This is a genomic window from Microbulbifer sp. SH-1 (assembly GCF_011326135.1).
Classification (GTDB): Bacteria; Pseudomonadota; Gammaproteobacteria; order Pseudomonadales; family Cellvibrionaceae; genus Microbulbifer; species Microbulbifer harenosus.
The window spans coordinates 3,953,656-3,972,725 of record NZ_CP046948.1; the positions used below are offsets into that span (position 1 = coordinate 3,953,656).

Sequence of the window (19,070 nt, forward strand, 5' to 3'; positions counted from 1 at the left end):
TTAGCCCAAGTGGCTTCTATCGCCACGTCTTGATGCAGATTGAAGCGCCATTCGGAATCCTGCTAGATCTCCGGGAAGCTTATTCAGAATCAACCTAACCGGTGGATTTTGCTGCCGTACACTGTTGAGAGTGGTTCCGCTGGGAGCAATGGTCGCGCACAACGGCCACAAACAACGTGAGGTACACAAATGGCTGACAATCTTCTGGAAATGGCGGTTCGCCATTTGGGTTCATCTGGTCTCGGCGCTCTCGGTAACGCCCTGGGACTGCCGGAGGGGAAGAGTGAATCGGCGTTCTCGACCGGCGCTGCGACAGTGCTGGCGGGCATGCTGAACAAAGCCGGCAGTGAGAGCGGGCTGGGCACACTGCTGAATATGGCCACCAAAAGCAACAGTATGGACCTGTCGAACCCCGCCGATATTTTTACCAGCCCGGACAAAATGACCAGCCTGCAGGAAGTGGGGGGCAACCTGGTTGAATCCATATTCGGCGACAAGCGCGAGGGTGTTATCAGTACGCTGACCAACTCCCTGGGCTTGAGCGGCAGCAAGGCCACCAGCCTGTTGCGGATTGCCGCACCGGTGATCATGTCGCTGGTGGGCAAACTGGTGAAAAGCAAAGGGTTGAACATGGAGGGGCTGGCGGCGCTGCTGCTCGGCCAAAAGGCACATATCAAAGACAAGATTCCTCCGGGCCTGCTGAGCCAGCTCGGCGCGTCCAATCTGGATGAGCTCGCCGAGCGCACCGTGGTGGAAACCACGCCGCGTCCGACCGGGAAAGTGAGGTCCGAACCGCCGCCGGCAAAAAACAGCGGCTGGGGCAAATGGCTGTGGCCGCTGCTGATTGCGCTGGGCGTGCTGTGGGCACTGAACATGTGCGCGAAGAAAGAGCGGATGGATGATGGCACCGGTGCCGTGATCACCGAGCAGGACGAAGTGATCGTGGAGGAAACGCCGCCGACCCCGGACACTACAACCACACCGGTTCCCGATACCACCGAAGCGCCCGCCGCGACCGGTGACTTCGGTCAGCAGTTCCGCGACTATCTGGCCAATGCCAGCCGCGATCCGAACCGCGAATTCCCGCTGAACATCGAGTTTCCCACCGACGGCAGCATGCCCAATGCCGCGTCACTGCCGGATGTGCAGACGCTGATTGCGATCATGCAGGAAAACCCGGGTCTCGCCATCGCCATCGAAGGCCACACCGATTCCGACGGTGACGCCGGTGCGAATCAGAAACTGTCTGAATCCCGGGCCCAGGCGGTGATGAAAATGCTGACCGATGCCGGTATTGATGCAAGTCGTGTCACGGCAGTGGGGGTGGGGTCCGCTAACCCGGTTGCGGACAACAGCACCGAGGAAGGCAAACAGAAAAACCGCCGCATTGCGGTGAAGGTGACAACCTACGAGCAGCAGTGACCGCAGCTCGACGTTCGTGGAAAAACCCGCGGTTCGCCGCGGGTTTTTTGTGCGCAGAAATAAACTGAAAAATCAGCTGCGGTGTTTTTCCCGGTAGGCGCCGGGGGCGAGGCCGGTCCACTTCTTGAAGGCGCGGTTGAATGCGCTGGGCTCGGAAAAGCCCAGGCGCTCGGCGATTTCCGCCACGGCAGTTTCCTGTTGTTTCAGCTGGTACATGGCCATGTCGCGGCGCACCGAATCCTTGATGTCCTGCCAGCTGTTGCCTTCGTCTTTCAGGCGCCGGCGCAGAGTCTGCGGCGAGGTGAACAGGCGCTCGGCCACGTCGTCCAGGGAGAGGTTTTCGATACTGTTGTGGCTCTGCAGCATGCGGCGGATGCGGCCGGTAAAGCTGTTGTCGGATTTGTACTGGGCGAGCAGGCACTCGGGTGCGCGGGCGAGAAAATCACTCAGCTGCTGCGCGTCGCGCACCAGCGGCATGCCAAGATAGCGGGTGTTGAACACCAGGCATGTTTCCCGTTGCTGGAAGTAGTGACGACAGGGAAACATATCGTTGTACTCCTCGTCGTAATCCGGCGGCGGAAATGCGAGGTGCACCCGTTCGAGCAGTATGGTGCGGTCGATCAGCCAGCTGAAAAACCGCAGCCAGATCACCGCGAGGGACTCGACGAAATTCTGGTTTGGCAGCTGCTTGTGGTTGCCGTGATGGAAGATCAGTTTGGCTTCCTCACCGTCTTCCACCAATTTGATATGCAGATCGTCGCTCACCATGGCGACGAAGCGCGCGGCGCAGGGTGGGACAGTCGAGGGTGGCGTGGCCCATCATGGCGAAGGTGCCGGGCAACCAGGGGCGCGCCAGGTAGCCGCCGGATTCGTCGTTGAGCTGGTCCCACAGCAGCCGCAGTAGCCGCGCCAGCTGTTCGCGGCCGATGCGGGCGTCTGCCTCGCGCACACTGGCGGGGGTAATACCGGCGTCCAGCAGCAACTGGTCGCAGTCAACGCCGGCGGCGCGGGCGCCGGCCAGATGCGCGAAAACCGCGGCGGCGAGAATGCCGCGCGCCTCAAAGCCGGGGGCGGCTTCGTAATCTGTTGTTATGGAATCTGTCTCCACGGTCACACTTCCCGATGGCGGCATCTGTAATGTATGTGACTGGATTATGCAAAAGAGTGCATAAAAAGTCCCGCCCCGAAACAGTGCGGTGCGGCGAATGGGCGTCTGCGGCTTGCGGATGTGGGTATATGGTGTGCTACAAATGACCGCAGAATACCTGATTCATACCGGAACAGTGGAGCTGTCATGGCCGCGAATGCTTACCGCGAACTCAATCCCACCATCTGCCGCCGCCTGCTAATCGCCTATCTGATCGAGCGGCTGCCGCGCCCCAATAATCCCGCGCTGGAAGAAGTGACGGGCTGGCCCCGCCGCACCATTCAGGACGTGATTGCCAAGGGGTTACCGGGGCACGGAACCCTGGTGGAGTTTGTGCAGGAGGGGGTGCGCAATAACGATGGTTATTACGTGCTGAAAGACTGGGGATCAATTGACGGCGACTGGGTGCGCGCCCACCTGGACGCAATCACCCGGGTGCTGGAGCTGGCGCCGGAGCGATTGCCGGCGCCATAGCGGTTTTGGGCGTTACTGGGCGGCGGCGGTTTTCTGCAGTATCTCGTTTACCCTCTGCAACAGCTCCGGGTCGCTGCGCAGTTTGGTGGCAATCTCCTGGTACTGCTCCTTGCTCAGTCCCGCGCCCTGCACCGCGGACAGCATTTTCGCTTGGGCTTCCACATTGATGGCCTCGGCGGCGGCCGCATCGGCGGCGGTCTTGATCTTGGGGGCATACTCCTGGCTCAGGACCACGATGGAGCGGTAGGCGTCGGCAAATTTCTGCAGCTGCGCGTCGGACACGGCAGTTTCCGCAAAGGCACTGGAAACAGCGAGAGCCAGGGCGAGTGCGGCGGAGTAAATGGCGGTTGGCTTCATGAGCACCTCGGTTTATGGAGATTGCGCTTCTGTGCATCGTGCACGCCCAGCGTCGCGTGAGGGCTACAGGCCTTGGTAACGATCTAGAAATAACTATCTGGCAATAACTATGCGTTGTAGCAAAGCGCTGTCTTGCAAAGGGTAGTTGGTATTCCGGCGCGGTTGCGTTTTTTGCCGCCAGTCTGCGCGTCCCTGCGTCAGACCGTTGGCAGGCGGGGGTAGGGGTTTAGAAAATACCGAGGAATTTTTTCCGCTTTTTCAGCGAGGCCTCGCAACTGTTCAATTGCTGCTGATAGGTCTGCGCCCGCGACGATACCTTGTGGGCCACGTTCTGTAGCCATTTTTTGTTGCGGTAGGTGCGGCGGTTAAAACCGCCCTGACCCTCGTGATAGGCGAGATACAAGTGGTAGGTGTCGTTGGGCTTGATGTTGCACTGGCGTTGGCTGGTGTTGTGGTACCAGCCAACAAAATCGATGGCATCGGCGAAATCGTCGCGGTCAGCGCCGTAGCTGCCGGTGGCGCGCTGGTAGCCTCTCCAGGTGGTGCCGAGTGCCTGGGAGTAGCCGTAGGCATCGGACGGGCGCGGGCCGGGGATGATCCACAGGATCTTGGTGCGCGGTGGCTTGGCATCGTGCACAAAGCGGGATTCCTGGTGCAGCGTGGCCATCATGGTGGCGATGGGGGTATTCCACTTGCGCGAGGATTTGGCGGCATCGTGATACCAGTCGTCCTTTTCGCGAAAAATTTCGCACAGGTCGTCGGTATTACTGGGCGGTGTGGTGGCGCAGCCCGCCGCCAGAAGCACTGGCAGGGCGAGAAGCGCCAAGGTTAATTTTTTATATTTATCAATCATCAGCTCACAGGCAGGTCATTAAATTTTTGATTTGATGGTCTTCACGCCGTCGGCGGTGCCGAGCAGCAGGATATCCGCCGGGCGCGCGGCAAACAGGCCGTTGGTGACGACGCCGGTGATGTTGTTGATGGCCTCTTCCAGCGCCAGCGGTTTGGCGATCTGCATATTGTGCACGTCGAGGATGACATTGCCATTGTCGGTGGTCACTCCTTCGCGGTACACCGGGTCACCGCCCAGCTTGACGATTTCGCGGGCCACGTAAGAGCGCGCCATGGGAACTACCTCCACCGGCAGCGGGAAGTTGCCCAGTACTTCCACCCACTTGCTTTCATCGGCAATGCAGACAAACTCATCAGAGCAGGCCGCGACGATTTTTTCCCGCGTGAGTGCCGCGCCGCCGCCCTTGATCAGTTGCAGCAGCGGGTTGGTTTCATCGGCGCCGTCCACGTAAACGCGCACGCTGTCGACGGCATTGAGGTCGTAGACCGGGATGCCGTGGGACTTGAGCCGCTCGGCGGAGGCCTCGGAGCTGGCCACGGCGCCATCAAACAGGCCCTTCTTCTCCGCCAGGAAGTCGATGAAGTAGTTGGCGGTGGACCCGGTGCCAACACCGACAATGGTGTCCGCGTCCAGCATGGGGGTGATGTATTCCACCGCGGCGCGCGCGACGGCCTGCTTGAGTTGATCCTGATTCATGGGCTTCCTGGGTCCTTGTTCACGGGGTTAGCGCAATATTTGCCATTAAAATACCCGCTTGCGAATATTTTTTCGCGCAAAAATGGCTTAAAAGTGGCTTTGCTGCTGTATAGCGATTAGACTGGCGGGCTCGTTAACATTCATCGGCTGCCGATTTCTGCCATGCCCAAGTCCTATATAAAGCGCATTCTAGACGCGCGTATTTACGATGTCGCCATAGAAACCCCGCTGGAGCCCATGCGCCAGCTGTCCTACCGCTTTGGCAACCGCATTCTGCTGAAGCGCGAAGACCTGCAGCCGGTGTTTTCCTTCAAGATTCGCGGTGCCTACAACAAGCTGCTCAAGCTTGCGCCGGAGCAGCGCGCCAGGGGGGTGATCTGCGCCTCCGCCGGCAACCACGCGCAAGGCCTGGCACTGGGTGCCCAGCAGCTGGGTGTGCGCGCCACCATTGTGATGCCTTCCACCACACCGGCGATCAAGGTAAACGCGGTGCGCATGCGCGGCGCGGAGGTTGTCCTGCACGGCGACACCTTCGATGAGGCGGCGGCGCGCGCGCGGGAACTGGTGGAAGAACGCGGGCTGGTATTTATTCACCCCTATGACGATCCGGATGTCATCGCGGGACAGGGCACGGTGGCCATGGAGCTGCTGCGGCAGCACCCGGGCAACCTGGATGCGGTATTCATTCCCGTGGGTGGCGGCGGCCTCGCCGCGGGCATGGCCGCCTACATCAAGTATGTGCGTCCGGACATCAAGGTTTTCGCGGTAGAGCCGGAAGACGCGGCCTGTCTCAAGCTGGCGATGGACGAGGGCAATCGCGATGGGCGACTGCCCCAGGTGGGGCTGTTCGCCGACGGTGTGGCGGTGGCGCAGATTGGCGAGGAAACCTACCGCGTGCTGCGCGAGACCATCGACGGTGTTCTCACCGTGACCACCGATGAGATCTGCGCGGCGATCAAAGACATCTTTGAAGACACCCGCTCCATTGCCGAGCCCGCCGGTGCGGTGGGGCTCGCGGGGCTGAAGAAATACGCGGAGCAGCAGGGGGAGCAGAATCTGACCCTCGCCACCGTGTGCAGCGGCGCCAATACCAACTTCGATCGCCTGCGTTACATCAGTGAGCGCACCGAGATTGGCGAGAAGCGCGAGGCGGTGCTGGCCGTGACCATTCCGGAGCGACCCGGCAGTTACCTGCAATTCTGCCGCGACCTGGGCGACCGCTCCATCACCGAGTTTAACTATCGTTTTGCTGGCGGCGCCGGGCGATCCGGCAACAGCGGGGAAGCGCATATCTTCGTCGGTATGCAGGTCGCGACGGATACGGACCGCGCGCAGCTGGTAGCGCAGTTGCAGGACAAGGGCTATCAGGTCGCCGATCTCACCGACAACGAGATGGCCAAGCTGCATATCCGCCATCTGGTCGGCGGGCGCGCACCGGGGATAAACGACGAGGTGGTGTACCGTTTCGAGTTTCCCGAGCGCCCGGGAGCGCTGCGCAAGTTCCTTGAGCAGCTGGCGGGGCGCTGGAACATCACCCTGTTCCACTACCGCAACCACGGCGCGGCCTATGGGCGGGTACTGGTGGGCTTGGCGGTGGCGGAGGCCGAGCGTCCGGCACTGAAAGCGCTGCTCGACCAGCTGCAGTATCCCTTCTGGGAAGAGACCGATAACCCGGCCTATCGCCTGTTCCTGTCCCAGTGTGAATGAATTCTGATGCTGTCGGCAGATTCAACGGTGAGCGGTTCACCTGTTTTTGCGGTGAGTAGTTCACACTCCCGGATCTGTCGAACTTGTATTTTTGAAAACGTGACATTTCTCTCAAAAAAAAGTGCTTGACGGGTTACTATTTGGCCACCGATCGAGTATCTTTTGAGCACTGTTCAGCCCTTGAGTATCAGATGAAAGCGGCGGGCTGCCGCGGGTATTTTTTACCGCCTGCGGTGGAACTTCCCTCCTGTCTCTGGTCTAACAGCGCACCGGCGGCGTAGATCGCCGGGCAAAAAGAACTCGGTTTAGAAGTTCGATAACGATTCAAAAAACAAGAATTCGATACCTTACAGGATGGTCCCCATGAAACCCGATGCATTGACACTCGCGGTAGTTGTCTTTGTTGCGGGCGTGTTGCTTAGCAGCAGCGGTTTGACCGAGGTGTTCTCTTCCGATCAGGAAGAAGCGCCTTCAGCCCTGCAGCAGGGCGTGGTCACTCGCTGATCGCTTCCGGCCGCACGCCACAAAAAAGCCGAACCCCAGACTCTGTGGTTCGGCTTTTTTGTGCCTGTAGGAAATGTGGGGGGGGCGGTGGCTGCGGTCAGCGGCAGCGGTACAGGCGCTCGTCGGTGGCCACCAGCACCAGCGGGATGTCCCAGCTTTCCAACGGCAGCTGCGCCACGCACTGCAGCTGGTGTGCGATACCCACGAGCACCGGACCCTCGCCGGGATTTCTTCGCTTGAAGGCGAAGCTGCGGTCGTAGTAGCCGCCCCCCATGCCGAGGCGTGCACCTTTCGGGTCGAAGGCCACCAGCGGCAGCAGTACCAGATCCAGCTGCGCCGGCGTGCGCTGCTCGCTGCGACCGGCAATCGGCTCGGGAATACCGTAGCGGTTGCGAAAGCGCAGGCGGGCACCCGGCGGCCAGTGCCGGAAGGTCATGGTGTTGCGGGAGGCACGCGGCAGCACGGGAAGATAAAAACGCTTGTGTGGGAAGCGCTGCAGCAGCGGGCGCGGATCGATTTCACCGTCCATCGGCCAGTAAATGCCAATGTGCTGCGCGCGCTTCAGCTCCGGGCTCAACGCCAGGCGCGCGCACAGTCGCTGGCTGGCCAGGCGCTGCTGGTAGAGGCCAAGCGCACGGCGCGCGGCGCGGATCTGCTGGCGCAACTGTTGCTTGGAGGGCGCGGGCATAGGTGTCTGGCAATCTGGGTGCGGATATCCGGTTGCCTGGCGGAGCCAGTACCGGGGAAGGAAGAATCAGGAGCCCCGAAATGCGGCTGAAGACGTAGCCTTGAACCGTAAGGCTCAAGGTGGGGGCTCCCGGAATGCATTAGGCTTTCCGCTACAAGGCGGACTTGCGCACCAACATCCGCTGGAAGCCTCCAGGGTAGAATTATCGGCTCGAGGACATAGTCAACTGGCCAACACTTCAGGGCGAGTGGGAAGTATACCTCTTCGAGCCGGTATTGGCTAAACGCACTTTCGCGCCAAATTGTGCTTTTTCGCGATAGTCAAGTTTGCCTGCAGCCGGGAAACGCTAAAGGTTTCCCGCAGCGAGGAGGACGTGTAAAAAATTGGGGAAAACGGTTGTGGATCAGGCTTTGTCGATTTTCGCCAGCGCGGCCTGAACTTTTTCGTGCAGGCGGTCGAGCATTTGCTCCTCCACCGGCTGACGCGCCAGCTCGGCCTTGGCCTGGATTAATTCGTGAGCGATATTCAGTGCCGCCATTACCGCAATGCGCTCGGCACCGATCACGGAACCACTGAGGCGAATTTTTGCCATGCGCTCGTTGAGCAGCTTTGCGGATGCCTGCAGCCCGGCCTGTTCTTCTTCCGAGCAGGCAACGCGATACTCTTTGTCGAGGATCGTTACGGCTACGGCGGAAGAATTGTATTTTTTGCTGCTCATGAGGTTTCTTGGCTCAGGCCTTTGAGCCGGCTGATCATGGTCTCAACCCGGCTGCGGGCCACTTCATTGTTTTTGATCAACCGTTGGCGTTCGCGCTGCCACTCGCTTTCCTGCTCGCGCAGCATGCGATTGTCCGCCGCCAACTGCTGGCACTGTTGTATCAGGGAGTCCAGCTGGTGTTCCAACGCCTGTAGTTTGTCCATAATTCCTGCGTATTCGATGCGCCGCCTGCTCCTGTGACCTGCGCAAGCTGGGGGATTCCGCTACTATATTGCCGGCGTATTTGGGGGTCAATTCTCCCGTACGGCCAAAAAATCAGTTCGCACATTCGTTTTCCACCTCCGTATTGTCCGGCAGTGCCGGCGCCATTTCCCGGGTACCGTTCAAATTTCGGGCGGAAAAATGGCGTAACTAATGTGTGTGTTCATTGAACAGCCATAAGCGTATGGCGTTCGAGTCTGCCCGCTACTGCGTCAGGAGTCGTTTATGTCCGCACCCCAATTATCCTTCGACGATCTCGCCAATCAGATATTGGCGGCCGGGGGCGGCATTGGCCCGAGCGAACTGCACGGTTTCATCTGCGGGTTGCTTGCGGCCGGGGCGCGCCCGGACAAGTCCCGATGGCACAGAGAACTGGCGGAGTTTCTCGACCTGGATGCGATCCCCGCGGATCTTGCGCGCAACGCCCTGGCGCTGGCGGAGCAAAGCGAGCGGGATCTCGGCGACCGGAATTTTTCCTTCCAGCCACTGCTGAGTGGCAGTGAGGAACTGGCCGAGCGCGGACAGACCCTGTGTCTCTGGTGCGAGGGGTTCCTGCACGGCTTTGGCATCGGCAAATATACCGGCGAGTTGCTGCCCACCAGCAGCGAAGCGCTGCGGGATCTGGCGGAAATCGCCCAGTTGGATGCGGCTTCCATGGAAAACGGTGCGGAGCAGGAGCGCGAGCTGTTCGAAGTCCAGGAGTATGTGCGCATGGCGGCACTGAATATATTTATCGAGTGCAGCCCATCTCCCGCGAACGGGAGCGACGGCTCCGTCTCCGGCCCCACCCTGCACTGACTGGCTGCCGCCGATGAGTATCAGCAAGGCCGAATACGCCCGCCGCCGGCAGCGCCTGGTCGAAGGGCTGCCGCCGAACAGTCTTGCCATTGTTCCCGCGGGGCGCGAGCAGCTGCGCTCGCGCGACACCTATTTCCCCTTCCGCCAGGACAGCGACTTTCTCTATCTCACCGGTTTCGGTGAACCGGAATCCCTGCTGGTGCTGGTGCCTGGGCGCGGTGCCGGTGAAACGCTGTTGTTCTGTCGCGAGCGCGATGTGGAAAAGGAAATGTGGGACGGTCCACGCCTCGGTCCTGAGCGTGCCGCCGAGGCCTGTGGTCTGTGCGACGCATTTCCCATCGGCGATCTCGACGATATCCTGCCGGGGCTGATGGACGGGCGGGATTTCATTTACTACACCATGGGGCGCTACCCGCAGCTGGACCGGCGCCTGCAAGGTTATCTGAAAGCGATTGAGCAGGCTCCCGGGAGCTGTCTGCCGCCGGAAATGGTCAGTCTTGATCCTCTGCTGCACGATCTGCGCCTGTTCAAGAGCGCCGCAGAAATCCGCCTGATGGCCCGCGCCGCCGAGATCAGTGCCGCGGGCCACCGCCGCGCTATGCAACGCTGTCGCCCGGGGATGTACGAATACCAGTTGGAGGCGGAGCTGCTGCACACTTTTGCGACTCTGGGGGCCCGCGAGCCCGCCTACCCGAGTATTGTCGGCGGCGGGCGCAATGCATTGGTGATGCACTACATCGCCAACAGCGCACCACTCAAAAATGGCGATCTGGTATTGATCGACGCCGGCTGTGAATACCGCGGTTACGCGTCGGATATCACTCGCACCTTCCCGGTCAACGGGCGCTTCAGCGGTCCGCAGAAGGCGGTGTATGAAGTCGTACTCGCCGGCCAGCAGGCGGCCATCGATAGCATCGCGCCCGGCAGCGACTGGGACCGCCCCCATCTCGCCAGCGTCGAGGTGATCGTACGCGGTCTGAAAGACCTGGGGCTGCTGAACGGCGACGTTGATGGTCTGATCGAGTCCGGCGCCTATCGCCGTTTCTATATGCATCGCGTGGGCCACTGGCTGGGAATGGATGTGCACGATGTGGGCGATTACAAGGTGCACGGCCAGTGGCGCCAGTTGGAGGTCGGTATGGTGATGACGGTGGAGCCGGGGATTTATATCGGTACGGAGGACGGCGCGGTGCCGGAGAAATTCCGCGGTATCGGCATTCGCATCGAAGATGATGTGGCACTCCTGAAAGACGGCGCGCAGGTACTCTCCGCGGGCGCGCCGAAAACGGTGGCGGATATTGAATACCTGATGCGCGAAGGCGACCTGATCCAGGAGGCGCTGCTGTGACCGATCCGCGAACCCAGACAAGTTCAATGCCTATAACACATACCGATGTCGCGATTGTCGGCGGCGGCATGGCGGGCGCCTGTCTCGCGCTGCTGTTTGCGCACCACTGCCCGCAACTGCGTGTCACCCTCCTGGAGCGACAGCCGCTGCCAGACAGCAGTGCGGCACTGAACCTGCCGAGTTTTGATACCCGCGCTACCGCCATCGCTGCCGGCAGCCTGCGAATTTTTGACGAACTGGGGTTGTGGCCGCAGTTGCGCGAATTCGCGGCGCCGATCACGCGAGTCCAGGTATCCGACCGCGGCCACAGTCTCGGTGCCAGCCTGGATGCGGGGCGGGAAACGGGGGCGAGCTTCGGCGGAATGCTCGGCGCGGTGATCGAAAACGCCGCCCTCGGGCCGCTGCTCTATCGCGCACTGGGAAACACGTCGACAGAAATTTTGGCGCCAGCGGATGTCTCTTCGGCAACCATGACCGCCGCAGGTGCCACACTCACGCTGGCGAACCGCGGTGAGCAGTTGCATACCCGGTTGCTGGTGGTGGCGGACGGTGTCGGCTCCCCCCTGTGCCGCCAGTTGGGGATTGCCAGCGACGAAGTGGACTATCAGCAGGAGGCCCTGGTCACCACCGTCGGCCTGCAGCAAGACCACGCCGGTGTGGCTTTCGAGCGCTTCACCGACAGCGGCCCCATGGCGCTGCTGCCCCTGCCGCGGCGCGACGGTATACACCGCGCGGCGCTGGTGTGGACCTGCGAGCGGGCCGACCGCGCGCGTCTCGAGGCGCTGCCGGAAGCGGAATTCATCCAGCACCTGCAGCGCGCCTTTGGCTGGCGTGCGGGCCGATTCCTGCGCGCGGGGCGGATACAGGGCTACCCGCTTAAACTGTCGCTGGCGCGCGAGCAGGTGCGCCGCGGACTCGCGCTGGTGGGCAACTGCGCCCACTTCCTGCACCCGGTGGCGGGACAGGGCTTCAACCTGACCCTGAGGGATTGCGAGGCGCTGGCCCGCACGATTGCGCGAACGATGGCGCCGCAAGCCCCGGAATCCGGGCAAGCCGACCCCGGCGAGCTAGACTTACTTGAGGCTTATTGGCGCGAACGTCAACATGACCAGCGGCTCACCATCGGCTTCAGCGACCGGATTCCGCCGCTGTTCGCCTCCCGCAGCCTGCTGACGGCTGGCCTGCGACAGGCGGGACTGCTTGGTCTCGCGCTTGTTCCGACGCTGCGAACGGCATTTGCCCGTCAGGCGGCTGGGCTTGCGCCATAAGCACACTATAACGGTGCAGATCGCAGTTGCGGATTGGGGATGATTCGAGTCCGGCACGCGACCTTCTACAAAAAATCCATCCCGGAGAAATTCTGCCTATGAACAGACAGCGAATGGACGTGACCATCGTCGGTGGCGGTATGGTGGGTATGGCGCAGGCGGCACTGCTGGCCGTGCGCCACCCGCAGCTGCGGATTTCGCTGCTGGAGTCCTCCACGATGGAGCCGCAGGTCAGCGCGGACGCATACGACGCGCGCGTAGTGGCTCTCACTGAGGCGTCGCGGGCACTGTTGGAAGAAGTCGGCGCCTGGCAGTTGATTGCCGGCCAGCGCGAGTGCCCTTATACGCAGATGCGGGTGTGGGACGCGGAAGGCACCGGCTCGGTGTACTTCGACTGCCGCGACGTCAAACTGCCGAACCTCGGGCATATTGTCGAGAACAATGTGATCCTCGCCGCCCTGCGCACGCGCATCGGCGAGCTCAGCAATGTGGACATGGTGACGGGCTTCAAATTGGAGAGCTGGTGGCGCGACTGCGGCCTGTGGCATCTGCAATCCCGCAGCCCGGATCGGGATGCGGTGGAGGGGCTCGACACCCAATCGCCGGTGTTCACCACCCGCCTGCTCATCGGTGCCGACGGCGCCCGCTCGCGGGTGCGCGACCTGCTGCGCATCCGCACCCGGGACGTGGAATACCGGCAGACCGCGCTGGTGTGCGTGGCAAAGTGCGAACAGTCGCACCAGTTCACCGCCTGGCAGCGCTTTCTGGATACTGGCCCGCTGGCGTTTCTGCCGCTGTCCGGTCTCGGCGACGACCGCCACTGCGCGGTGGTGTGGTCTGCGGATGACAGTCTCGCGCGCGAGCTCGTCATGCTCGACGACAAGGCGTTTGCACTGAATCTGGAGAAGGCGTTTGAAAGCCGCCTGGGCGCCATCGAATCCGTCAGCGAGCGTTTTTCCTTTGCGCTGCGCGCGCGCCACGCGGAATCCTACTTCGGCCCCGGCGCGGCGCTGATCGGCGACGCCGCCCACAGTATTCACCCGCTTGCGGGGCAGGGCGTCAATCTGGGGTTGATGGACGCACTGGTGCTGGCGGAGGAGATCGGCCGCGCGCTCAAGCGCGACATCTCTCCCGCCCACGCGTCGGTATTGTCGCGCTACCAGCGCCGTCGCCGCGGCGAAAATGCGGCCACGCTCAAGGCCATGAGCACGTTCAAGTCCCTGTTCGGTGCCGGCGACCTGCACTGGCGCTGGCTGCGCAACACCGGCCTTAGCGTGGTGGACGCGAGCCCGCTGCTGAAAAAACGCATTATTATGCGCGCCATGTCGGTGTGATGGCGCAGCCGGTGATAGACAAAACGCGGCCCCCGCCGCGTTTTTCATATCTGGTCGATTAGTTTGGTACAGTCCCCCGTCCGATATTTTTCCGATACCCGATTTTGCATTCTGTTGAAAGGACCCGGATTTGAGTAACTGGATTACCGTGTGCGAATTTCCGCTGCAGCAGGATCTGTCTGCACTGGCGGCGTTCATCCAGCGCCACCAATTGCCTTTGCGTATCAGCGAGGAGAACAATCGCCAGCGCGTGGCGAGTCTGGCGCCACAGCTGGTGCAGCCGATGCAGCAGTTGCTGGAGCGCTGGCAGGCGGGGCAGGTGGACCTGTCGCAGTTGACTGTGCATGTATACGACGAAAATCCGGCAGCGTCGGCCCAGGAAACGGCGACTTCCGCAGCGGAAAGTGGCGTCGGGGAACATCAACCACAAGGCCGCGATACCGCCGACGATGTCGCGGATTCTGCCGATGCCGGCCGGGGCCCCGCCGCCGCATTTACCGTGATTCCCCAGTGGCCGCTGCGGCAGACGCCGGTCTGCCTGGTGCTTATCGCCCTGTGTTTTATTGGCTGGCTGCTGCTGCGCCAGGGCTGGATTGAGGCTCTGGTCATTTTCCCGCAGCGCGACGGCGGTTTCGATATGTCCGGTTCATCACTGGCGTGGCATCTTTCCCGGGGGGAATTCTGGCGCTTGTGGACACCGGCCATCATTCATTTTTCGCTGCCGCACGCGCTGTTCAACAGTCTCGGGATCTGGATTGTCGGCCGTTCTCTCGAGGCCCGTGCCGGCAGCGGGTGGTTTGCGTTGCTGGTGTTGCTCAGTGCGCCGGTGTCGAATCTCGCACAGTACCTGTGGTCGCCGCAGACGTTGTTCGGCGGTATGTCCGGCGTGGTGTACGCACTGGTTGGCGCCGCCCTGGTGATACAGCGCTGGCAGCCTCAATGGCGCGATGTGCCGGCCTCTCTCATTTGGCTGGCGGTGGTGTGGTTGCTGGTGTGTATGCTGGGAGTGGTGGACTATTTCATCGCCGGCGGCATCGCCAATGCCGCGCATATCGGCGGTTTTGCCGTGGGGTTGATACTCGGCCTGTTGTTCTGCGTTGCTGGTGGTGGGCGGCGCTATTTTTCCGGAAACGTCGCCGAAGCGGTGGGTACCGGACCTACACACAAGATATTCTGATTCATCATGTTGCTACTGATTATTTATGTACTCGTCGCATTGGGGTTTTCCTTTCTCTGCTCTATCGCCGAGTCGGTCATCCTGAGCGTGACCCGACCCTACATCACTCTGCTGGAGCGGGAGGGGCACAAATCCGGGCGCCTGCTGCGCCGGTTGAAAGACGATATCAATGCGCCGCTTGCCGCCATTCTCACCCTCAACACCGTGGCCCATACCGTGGGTGCCGCCGGTGCCGGCGCCCAGGCCGCGACGGTATTTGGCAATGAGTATCTGGGCATTGCCTCGGCGATCCTGACGCTGTTGATCCTGGTGTTTTCCGAGATCATTCCCAAAACTCTCGGTGCTATGTACTGGCGGAAGCTGGCCCCGGCCACCGGTTACTGCCTGCGTTATATGGTGCTGGTGCTGAAACCCTTTGTGTGGTTGTCGGAATGGCTCACCCGGGGGTTGTCGTCGGGGCACACACTGACCGGTTTCAGCCGCGAGGAATTTGCCGTGATGGCGGAACTGGGCGAGGCGGAGGGACAGCTCGATCGCCAGGAGTCCAGTATTCTGCGCAACCTGTTTTTCACTCTGCGGGATCATACGGTGCGCGAAGTGATGACGCCGCGCACTGTGGTGTTTTCCCTGTCTCAGGACATCACGGTTGCTGATGCCTATGAGGCGGTGGAAAACAGCCGCTTTTCCCGCATCCCCGTCTACGAACACGACGACCCGGATCTGGTGGTGGGGTTTGTACTGAAGCAGGACCTGTTGCAGGCCTTTTGCCGCGGCGAACGGGATGGTCAATTGCGCGAGTTGCGCCGGGACCTGCTGATGCTGCCGGAGACGGCGGCGATCTACCAGGCATTCCACAAGATGCTCGCGCGACGGGTACAAATCGCCGCCGTGGTGGACGAATACGGTGGCCTAGAGGGGCTGTTGGCGCTCGAAGACATACTCGAGACCCTGCTGGGGGAAGAAATTGTGGACGAGGCGGATAAAACCCCCGACCGCCAGGAACTGGCCAAACGCCTGTGGCGTCTGCGCGCCAAGCGCCATGGACTGCGGGTCGACGAAGCGGCCCAGCGCGAGCAGGAAGGCCCCGAGCCGCAGGAAAAACTGCAGGAAGAAATGCGCCGGCATGTACAGCAGGCCGACAAACTGTACGGGGAACAGAATTCCTCACAGCAGGGAGCAGACGCATCCCCATCAAAAAAGTCTGCGAACAAAGCGGAAAAAAGTTAGAACCTTGGTGCTGATATCGGGTCTCAGTTGCCGTGGCAGTTGTGCGCTGCCCACGGCGTTCATCTTGCGCTGAAGTGAAAAAAACAACGGTTCACCGCAAGCCCCTTGAAAAAACACGTCTGCGGGCGGATAACAAACAACCTGTCACAACGAATTTTTAGTGAGCATGTAACGTGCGCTTTGGAATCCTGCTGATACTGCTGCAATCCATGCTGCTCTGCGCCGAAGGTCGCGCGGAGTCGCAGTCTGTGCAGCTGGATTCCGCCGACAAGGTCGTGCGTGTTTTGCTGCACAGTGGCAACCAGCAACAGCAGGAGGAGACCGACTCCGCCGCGCTGGCTCCGCCACAACCCCGTGTCGTCCCGGGCGCGCTGGCCGAGCCCATTGCCAGTCCCGTCGCTTTTCCGTCTTCCGCGGCTCGCGCCGCCCACACCATCCGCGGTCCACCCGCCCGCCAATAATTTTCTTTCTTACACATGTTATCGAACGGCGTCGGCAGCGTATTTGTTCGCTGAAGGCTCTCCGCTTTGCCGCCGGCGCCGACAGACTCATTGGGTCGCATACGCGTGGGGTTTCCGCTTTCTCCCCTCAGCGGCAGTTTGCGCCCGAAAAACCGAAGAGAATTGTTGTCATGAAAAAACTGGATCTGATTCCGCTGGAAGATGCGGACAAACTGGTTTTCCCGGAAGAATTTCACGAGCTCACGCTGGATTCCCCGGCGCTCAAATTCGTTACCGATTTCAAGAAGCATCACCCGGCGGTGCTGACCGCTTCCATGTCTGCTCTGGACGCCGCGCAAGTACTGCGCACCGGGCATCTTTCCTGGGTGCTGGTGATGGATCACCGCGGGGATTTTATCGGCCTGCTCACCGCCGATGATGTTTCCTACCAGCGCGTCATGCAGTGTGTGGCGGCGGGGCACAATCGCGGCGATTTGACCGTGGGCGACCTGATGCGCCGTCGCAATCGCCTGCAGCAGCTGAGCTACCAGCAGCTGCGCAGCGCGTCGATCCGCGATGTGCTGGAAACCATGCGCCGCAGTGGTTTACACCACTGTCTGGTGGTGGACGTGGACAATCACCATGTGCGTGGCGTAATCAGCTCGGAAGATGTGGCCGCGCGTTTGCAGCTGGAGTTCGCCATCGACCGGCCGGAGAATTTCGCCGAACTGCTGCGCGCGGTGGCGGCGGTTCATTAAATGAAGTGAATTTAGGTTTCGAAAAAGAAAACGTTGTAGAAAATTAGGTGGAGGTGCTGCTGCCGGGTGCAACCTTGTGAGAGACGCCGTAAATCACTCTGTAACCGTTGATATTACAGGATTTTTCACTAGCATTTTTCGCGGGTAGGCCGCCCGGTAGGCCACGCATTCGACATTTGGCCTACTTGGTGGATCAATACGCCAAGTAAGGCCGCTTCTGGCAGATTCTAGCTCTTTTCCGGTTGGGATTCGCGTCTGGGGTGATATTGGGTGGGACTATGCGCCAGGGTTGGGCCGCTGCTTCTCGTCTGCCGGTATGATAGATGGAACCAATCAATGATAATCACATAGTTTACGTGGATATTACCCTCTATTGTGTTCTACGCCATGGCAAAAGGAGAAATGGAGTTGACGGCCTATAAGCTAAGGATGCGTGATGATTTGGAGCGTAGGTATGCCCAACTACGCCGGCAATCTATACAGATGGCCAATCAAGCGTTAAGAGTCCCTGATACCAGACTCGCGCTTGTTGATCATGCCTCATATACCGCCTTTCAACGCTGGCAGAATCATCCCGACAGAAGGGTTGATTGGGATTGGCCAACTTCATGGCAAAGCTGGAAGCTCAACTATCCCAAGCGTTTTGAATGCGCAACATGGAAGGGTGATCGGTTGATCGGCTTTGCGATGGGGCGGCCAACATATCAGGCAACGGGGCTGAGACTGGATTATATAGAAAAGTCACCTGAAGCCAATGAGCCGCATTTGGATTTGACATATCTTGCCCTTTACGCCTACGCAACTTTACTGGGTGCCACACATGTTAAAATCTTGAACCCAATAAATAATGATGTTCGCGATTATTACGAACAAAAAGGCTTCAGGTATGATCCGAAAAGTAATAGCTGTATTCGGAGGATTGTATGAGGGATAAAAAAGTTAAAGATTTTGATTCTGCGCACAAAGAAAAACTCGGGCATCTATCCAAAGAGGAGCGAGCTAAAGCTGGATTGAAAAAGCTGGCTCAGGAGCTGGAAGCAAGCCGGGATAAAATTAAAGAGCCCAAGGGGTTGGCCTCTGGAAAAACTGACAAAAATGGGAAAATGATTGTTGACCTAGAGGAGGATTGCGACGATGAACGATAAGCCGTTAACGGACAGGGAAAAACAATTTACTGTTCTGCCGGAGGAGGCAGACCCCAAAAATGCTTTAGCAAAAGCCAATCAAGCTGTGATCAAGGCGCTTGCGGAAATAAAAAAAACAAAGCATCCACATTAAGCCAATAAATATCGGGGGCTTGTTAGAGCCCCTATCTTCCAATGGTGGCACCGCCCATTATCCTGGCTGGTGGTGAACTTTCATCAGGGCGCTGCTTTCTCGGCAATCCGCCCTGTCCACGCTGGCGAGGATCATCCAATTTTCCGGTAAGCCATGCTCTGTTGATCTGGCAGAACGGACCGCAAATCTCACCCCTGAAATGGCCGTATACCTGTTCCGGCGGCTGGGGTGCTGGCGGTGGCTCCGGGGCCAGAACTTGGGGCTTTTCTCCGGGCCTACAGGCCACACCAAACCGGCTGGTATTGTCAGGGTGCCAGCATTCCAAGCCGTCGCTGTAGAGTGTCTCAGAAGGCTTCACCGAGATGCCGAGTTCGATAGGCTGGCCGAGTATGCCACCAAGATTCAGCAAGCACTGGAAACTGAGTAACCCAGCGCTGGTATCACAGAAAGCCGCCCACGGGGCGGTTTTTTATGTGCGGCACGAACAACCGACAACTACGACTACTTGGTAGGCACCAATCCTTGCAGGAAAGGTAAAAGCCATTGGGTGGGCAGGGCTTTTTCCCGGGGCGCCTTCAGGGCAATAAAAAGACGAAGATAAAGCGAATTCGCGAA

At 60.1% G+C, this 19,070-nt stretch carries 22 protein-coding genes, 1 other RNA gene and 1 pseudogene; 15 read left to right on the forward strand and 9 right to left on the reverse strand.

The genetic code is table 11. The features are described from left to right. Positions 1 to 189 precede the first annotated feature (189 nt). The gene (locus tag GNX18_RS16325; protein WP_166219445.1) at positions 190 to 1,422 is read left to right on the forward strand and encodes an OmpA family protein; all 1,233 of its coding nucleotides are present in this window, start codon (positions 190 to 192) and stop codon (positions 1,420 to 1,422) included. 72 nt (positions 1,423 to 1,494) lie between these two features. Here GNX18_RS16325 and GNX18_RS19885 read toward each other — a convergent pair whose 3' ends face one another. Together GNX18_RS19885 and GNX18_RS19720 are read right to left on the reverse strand one after the other, a co-directional pair. Next, entirely contained in the window at positions 1,495 to 1,968 is a 474-nt protein-coding gene (locus GNX18_RS19885) for a helix-turn-helix domain-containing protein (protein WP_371808112.1), read from the reverse strand. Further along, positions 1,951 to 2,554 (reverse strand): annotated as a pseudogene (locus GNX18_RS19720) (AraC family transcriptional regulator); the annotation flags it as partial. The pseudogene GNX18_RS19720 and the gene GNX18_RS19885, both read right to left, overlap by 18 nt. Positions 2,555 to 2,716: 162 nt before the next feature. Between GNX18_RS19720 and GNX18_RS16335 the strand changes: the two are divergent. Further along, the gene (locus GNX18_RS16335; RefSeq protein ID WP_166219447.1) at positions 2,717 to 3,043 is read left to right on the forward strand and encodes a helix-turn-helix domain-containing protein; all 327 of its coding nucleotides are present in this window, start codon (positions 2,717 to 2,719) and stop codon (positions 3,041 to 3,043) included. Between the two features lie 12 nt (positions 3,044 to 3,055). On the opposite strand, the gene GNX18_RS16340 is transcribed toward GNX18_RS16335, so the two are convergent. The 3 genes from GNX18_RS16340 to rpiA form a co-directional block, all read right to left on the reverse strand. Beyond that, positions 3,056 to 3,400, reverse strand: coding sequence for a DUF4168 domain-containing protein (locus GNX18_RS16340; protein WP_138235728.1), 345 nt, complete (start codon positions 3,398 to 3,400; stop codon positions 3,056 to 3,058). 226 nt (positions 3,401 to 3,626) lie between these two features. After that, positions 3,627 to 4,253, reverse strand: coding sequence for a hypothetical protein (locus GNX18_RS16345; protein WP_166219449.1), 627 nt, complete (start codon positions 4,251 to 4,253; stop codon positions 3,627 to 3,629). Between the two features lie 18 nt (positions 4,254 to 4,271). Then, the gene (rpiA, locus tag GNX18_RS16350; RefSeq protein ID WP_138235726.1) at positions 4,272 to 4,949 is read right to left on the reverse strand and encodes a ribose-5-phosphate isomerase RpiA; all 678 of its coding nucleotides are present in this window, start codon (positions 4,947 to 4,949) and stop codon (positions 4,272 to 4,274) included. Between the two features lie 162 nt (positions 4,950 to 5,111). Here rpiA and ilvA point away from each other — a divergent pair, with 162 nt between their 5' ends. Both ilvA and GNX18_RS16360 read left to right on the forward strand, forming a co-directional pair. Next, positions 5,112 to 6,656 carry a threonine ammonia-lyase, biosynthetic gene (ilvA, locus tag GNX18_RS16355; RefSeq protein ID WP_166219451.1) on the forward strand — a complete coding sequence of 515 codons (1,545 nt, stop codon included), beginning with the start codon at positions 5,112 to 5,114 and terminating at the stop codon, positions 6,654 to 6,656. Between the two features lie 363 nt (positions 6,657 to 7,019). Continuing rightward, the gene (locus tag GNX18_RS16360) at positions 7,020 to 7,160 is read left to right on the forward strand and encodes a hypothetical protein (protein WP_166214653.1); all 141 of its coding nucleotides are present in this window, start codon (positions 7,020 to 7,022) and stop codon (positions 7,158 to 7,160) included. 97 nt (positions 7,161 to 7,257) lie between these two features. On the opposite strand, the gene GNX18_RS16365 is transcribed toward GNX18_RS16360, so the two are convergent. From GNX18_RS16365 to GNX18_RS16380, 4 genes are all read right to left on the reverse strand, one after another. Beyond that, positions 7,258 to 7,848, reverse strand: a complete 591-nt coding sequence (locus tag GNX18_RS16365) for a 5-formyltetrahydrofolate cyclo-ligase (protein WP_166219453.1) — start codon at positions 7,846 to 7,848, stop codon at positions 7,258 to 7,260. A gap of 68 nt (positions 7,849 to 7,916) precedes the next feature. Further along, a non-coding RNA gene (gene ssrS / locus GNX18_RS16370) (6S RNA) lies at positions 7,917 to 8,096 on the reverse strand. A 155-nt stretch (positions 8,097 to 8,251) separates the two neighbouring features. Then, on the reverse strand, positions 8,252 to 8,566 hold the full coding sequence (locus GNX18_RS16375) for a cell division protein ZapA (protein WP_138235723.1): 315 nt from the start codon (positions 8,564 to 8,566) through the stop codon (positions 8,252 to 8,254). After that, positions 8,563 to 8,769, reverse strand: coding sequence for a TIGR02449 family protein (locus tag GNX18_RS16380; protein WP_138235722.1), 207 nt, complete (start codon positions 8,767 to 8,769; stop codon positions 8,563 to 8,565). The genes GNX18_RS16375 and GNX18_RS16380 overlap by 4 nt, the downstream gene beginning before the upstream one ends. Positions 8,770 to 9,052: 283 nt before the next feature. Here GNX18_RS16380 and GNX18_RS16385 point away from each other — a divergent pair, with 283 nt between their 5' ends. The 11 genes from GNX18_RS16385 to GNX18_RS16435 all read left to right on the forward strand — a co-directional run bounded on the left by GNX18_RS16385 (position 9,053) and on the right by GNX18_RS16435 (position 18,455). Continuing rightward, complete coding sequence (locus GNX18_RS16385; RefSeq protein ID WP_138235721.1) at positions 9,053 to 9,625, forward strand: UPF0149 family protein; 573 nt, start codon at positions 9,053 to 9,055, stop codon at positions 9,623 to 9,625. A 13-nt stretch (positions 9,626 to 9,638) separates the two neighbouring features. Further along, entirely contained in the window at positions 9,639 to 10,973 is a 1,335-nt protein-coding gene (pepP, locus tag GNX18_RS16390) for a Xaa-Pro aminopeptidase (protein ID WP_138235720.1), read from the forward strand. Positions 10,974 to 10,999: 26 nt separating this feature from the next. Continuing rightward, positions 11,000 to 12,241, forward strand: a complete 1,242-nt coding sequence (locus GNX18_RS16395) for an FAD-dependent monooxygenase (protein ID WP_138235719.1) — start codon at positions 11,000 to 11,002, stop codon at positions 12,239 to 12,241. A 98-nt stretch (positions 12,242 to 12,339) separates the two neighbouring features. Then, on the forward strand, positions 12,340 to 13,575 hold the full coding sequence (locus GNX18_RS16400; protein WP_240914048.1) for a UbiH/UbiF/VisC/COQ6 family ubiquinone biosynthesis hydroxylase: 1,236 nt from the start codon (positions 12,340 to 12,342) through the stop codon (positions 13,573 to 13,575). Between the two features lie 130 nt (positions 13,576 to 13,705). Beyond that, positions 13,706 to 14,752 (forward strand): rhomboid family intramembrane serine protease, encoded by a 1,047-nt coding sequence (locus GNX18_RS16405; RefSeq protein WP_166219455.1) that lies wholly within the window; start codon positions 13,706 to 13,708, stop codon positions 14,750 to 14,752. Between the two features lie 6 nt (positions 14,753 to 14,758). Continuing rightward, the gene (locus tag GNX18_RS16410; RefSeq protein ID WP_166219457.1) at positions 14,759 to 15,979 is read left to right on the forward strand and encodes a hemolysin family protein; all 1,221 of its coding nucleotides are present in this window, start codon (positions 14,759 to 14,761) and stop codon (positions 15,977 to 15,979) included. 173 nt (positions 15,980 to 16,152) lie between these two features. Further along, a complete protein-coding gene (locus GNX18_RS16415) occupies positions 16,153 to 16,440 on the forward strand; it encodes a hypothetical protein (protein WP_166219459.1) in 288 nt (95 codons plus the stop codon). 170 nt (positions 16,441 to 16,610) lie between these two features. Then, positions 16,611 to 17,177: a CBS domain-containing protein gene (locus GNX18_RS16420; protein WP_166219461.1), complete on the forward strand. Its 567-nt coding sequence runs from the start codon at positions 16,611 to 16,613 to the stop codon at positions 17,175 to 17,177. A 387-nt stretch (positions 17,178 to 17,564) separates the two neighbouring features. After that, positions 17,565 to 18,104, forward strand: coding sequence for a hypothetical protein (locus GNX18_RS16425; protein WP_166219463.1), 540 nt, complete (start codon positions 17,565 to 17,567; stop codon positions 18,102 to 18,104). Beyond that, on the forward strand, positions 18,101 to 18,322 hold the full coding sequence (locus tag GNX18_RS16430; RefSeq protein WP_166219465.1) for a hypothetical protein: 222 nt from the start codon (positions 18,101 to 18,103) through the stop codon (positions 18,320 to 18,322). Before GNX18_RS16425 ends, GNX18_RS16430 begins: the two co-directional genes overlap by 4 nt. Beyond that, entirely contained in the window at positions 18,312 to 18,455 is a 144-nt protein-coding gene (locus GNX18_RS16435) for a hypothetical protein (protein ID WP_166219467.1), read from the forward strand. The genes GNX18_RS16430 and GNX18_RS16435 overlap by 11 nt, the downstream gene beginning before the upstream one ends. Positions 18,456 to 19,070: the final 615 nt, after the last annotated feature.

What these genes read in the sequence shown, in the direction of transcription:
- GNX18_RS16410 (WP_166219457.1), top strand. Translation starts at nt 14,759, where the DNA reads ATGTTGCTACTGATTATTTATGTACTCGTCGCATTGGGGTTTTCCTTT.
- GNX18_RS16375 (WP_138235723.1), bottom strand. Translation starts at nt 8,566, where the DNA reads ATGAGCAGCAAAAAATACAATTCTTCCGCCGTAGCCGTAACGATCCTC.
- GNX18_RS16430 (WP_166219465.1), top strand. Translation starts at nt 18,101, where the DNA reads ATGAGGGATAAAAAAGTTAAAGATTTTGATTCTGCGCACAAAGAAAAA.
- GNX18_RS16340 (WP_138235728.1), bottom strand. Translation starts at nt 3,400, where the DNA reads ATGAAGCCAACCGCCATTTACTCCGCCGCACTCGCCCTGGCTCTCGCT.
- rpiA (WP_138235726.1), bottom strand. Translation starts at nt 4,949, where the DNA reads ATGAATCAGGATCAACTCAAGCAGGCCGTCGCGCGCGCCGCGGTGGAA.
- GNX18_RS16380 (WP_138235722.1), bottom strand. Translation starts at nt 8,769, where the DNA reads ATGGACAAACTACAGGCGTTGGAACACCAGCTGGACTCCCTGATACAA.
- GNX18_RS16435 (WP_166219467.1), top strand. Translation starts at nt 18,312, where the DNA reads ATGAACGATAAGCCGTTAACGGACAGGGAAAAACAATTTACTGTTCTG.
- GNX18_RS16395 (WP_138235719.1), top strand. Translation starts at nt 11,000, where the DNA reads ATGCCTATAACACATACCGATGTCGCGATTGTCGGCGGCGGCATGGCG.
- GNX18_RS16365 (WP_166219453.1), bottom strand. Translation starts at nt 7,848, where the DNA reads ATGCCCGCGCCCTCCAAGCAACAGTTGCGCCAGCAGATCCGCGCCGCG.
- GNX18_RS16420 (WP_166219461.1), top strand. Translation starts at nt 16,611, where the DNA reads ATGAAAAAACTGGATCTGATTCCGCTGGAAGATGCGGACAAACTGGTT.
- GNX18_RS16360 (WP_166214653.1), top strand. Translation starts at nt 7,020, where the DNA reads ATGAAACCCGATGCATTGACACTCGCGGTAGTTGTCTTTGTTGCGGGC.
- GNX18_RS16325 (WP_166219445.1), top strand. Translation starts at nt 190, where the DNA reads ATGGCTGACAATCTTCTGGAAATGGCGGTTCGCCATTTGGGTTCATCT.
- GNX18_RS19885 (WP_371808112.1), bottom strand. Translation starts at nt 1,968, where the DNA reads ATGTTTCCCTGTCGTCACTACTTCCAGCAACGGGAAACATGCCTGGTG.
- GNX18_RS16425 (WP_166219463.1), top strand. Translation starts at nt 17,565, where the DNA reads ATGGCAAAAGGAGAAATGGAGTTGACGGCCTATAAGCTAAGGATGCGT.
- pepP (WP_138235720.1), top strand. Translation starts at nt 9,639, where the DNA reads ATGAGTATCAGCAAGGCCGAATACGCCCGCCGCCGGCAGCGCCTGGTC.
- GNX18_RS16345 (WP_166219449.1), bottom strand. Translation starts at nt 4,253, where the DNA reads ATGATTGATAAATATAAAAAATTAACCTTGGCGCTTCTCGCCCTGCCA.
- GNX18_RS16400 (WP_240914048.1), top strand. Translation starts at nt 12,340, where the DNA reads ATGAACAGACAGCGAATGGACGTGACCATCGTCGGTGGCGGTATGGTG.
- GNX18_RS16385 (WP_138235721.1), top strand. Translation starts at nt 9,053, where the DNA reads ATGTCCGCACCCCAATTATCCTTCGACGATCTCGCCAATCAGATATTG.
- ilvA (WP_166219451.1), top strand. Translation starts at nt 5,112, where the DNA reads ATGCCCAAGTCCTATATAAAGCGCATTCTAGACGCGCGTATTTACGAT.
- GNX18_RS16335 (WP_166219447.1), top strand. Translation starts at nt 2,717, where the DNA reads ATGGCCGCGAATGCTTACCGCGAACTCAATCCCACCATCTGCCGCCGC.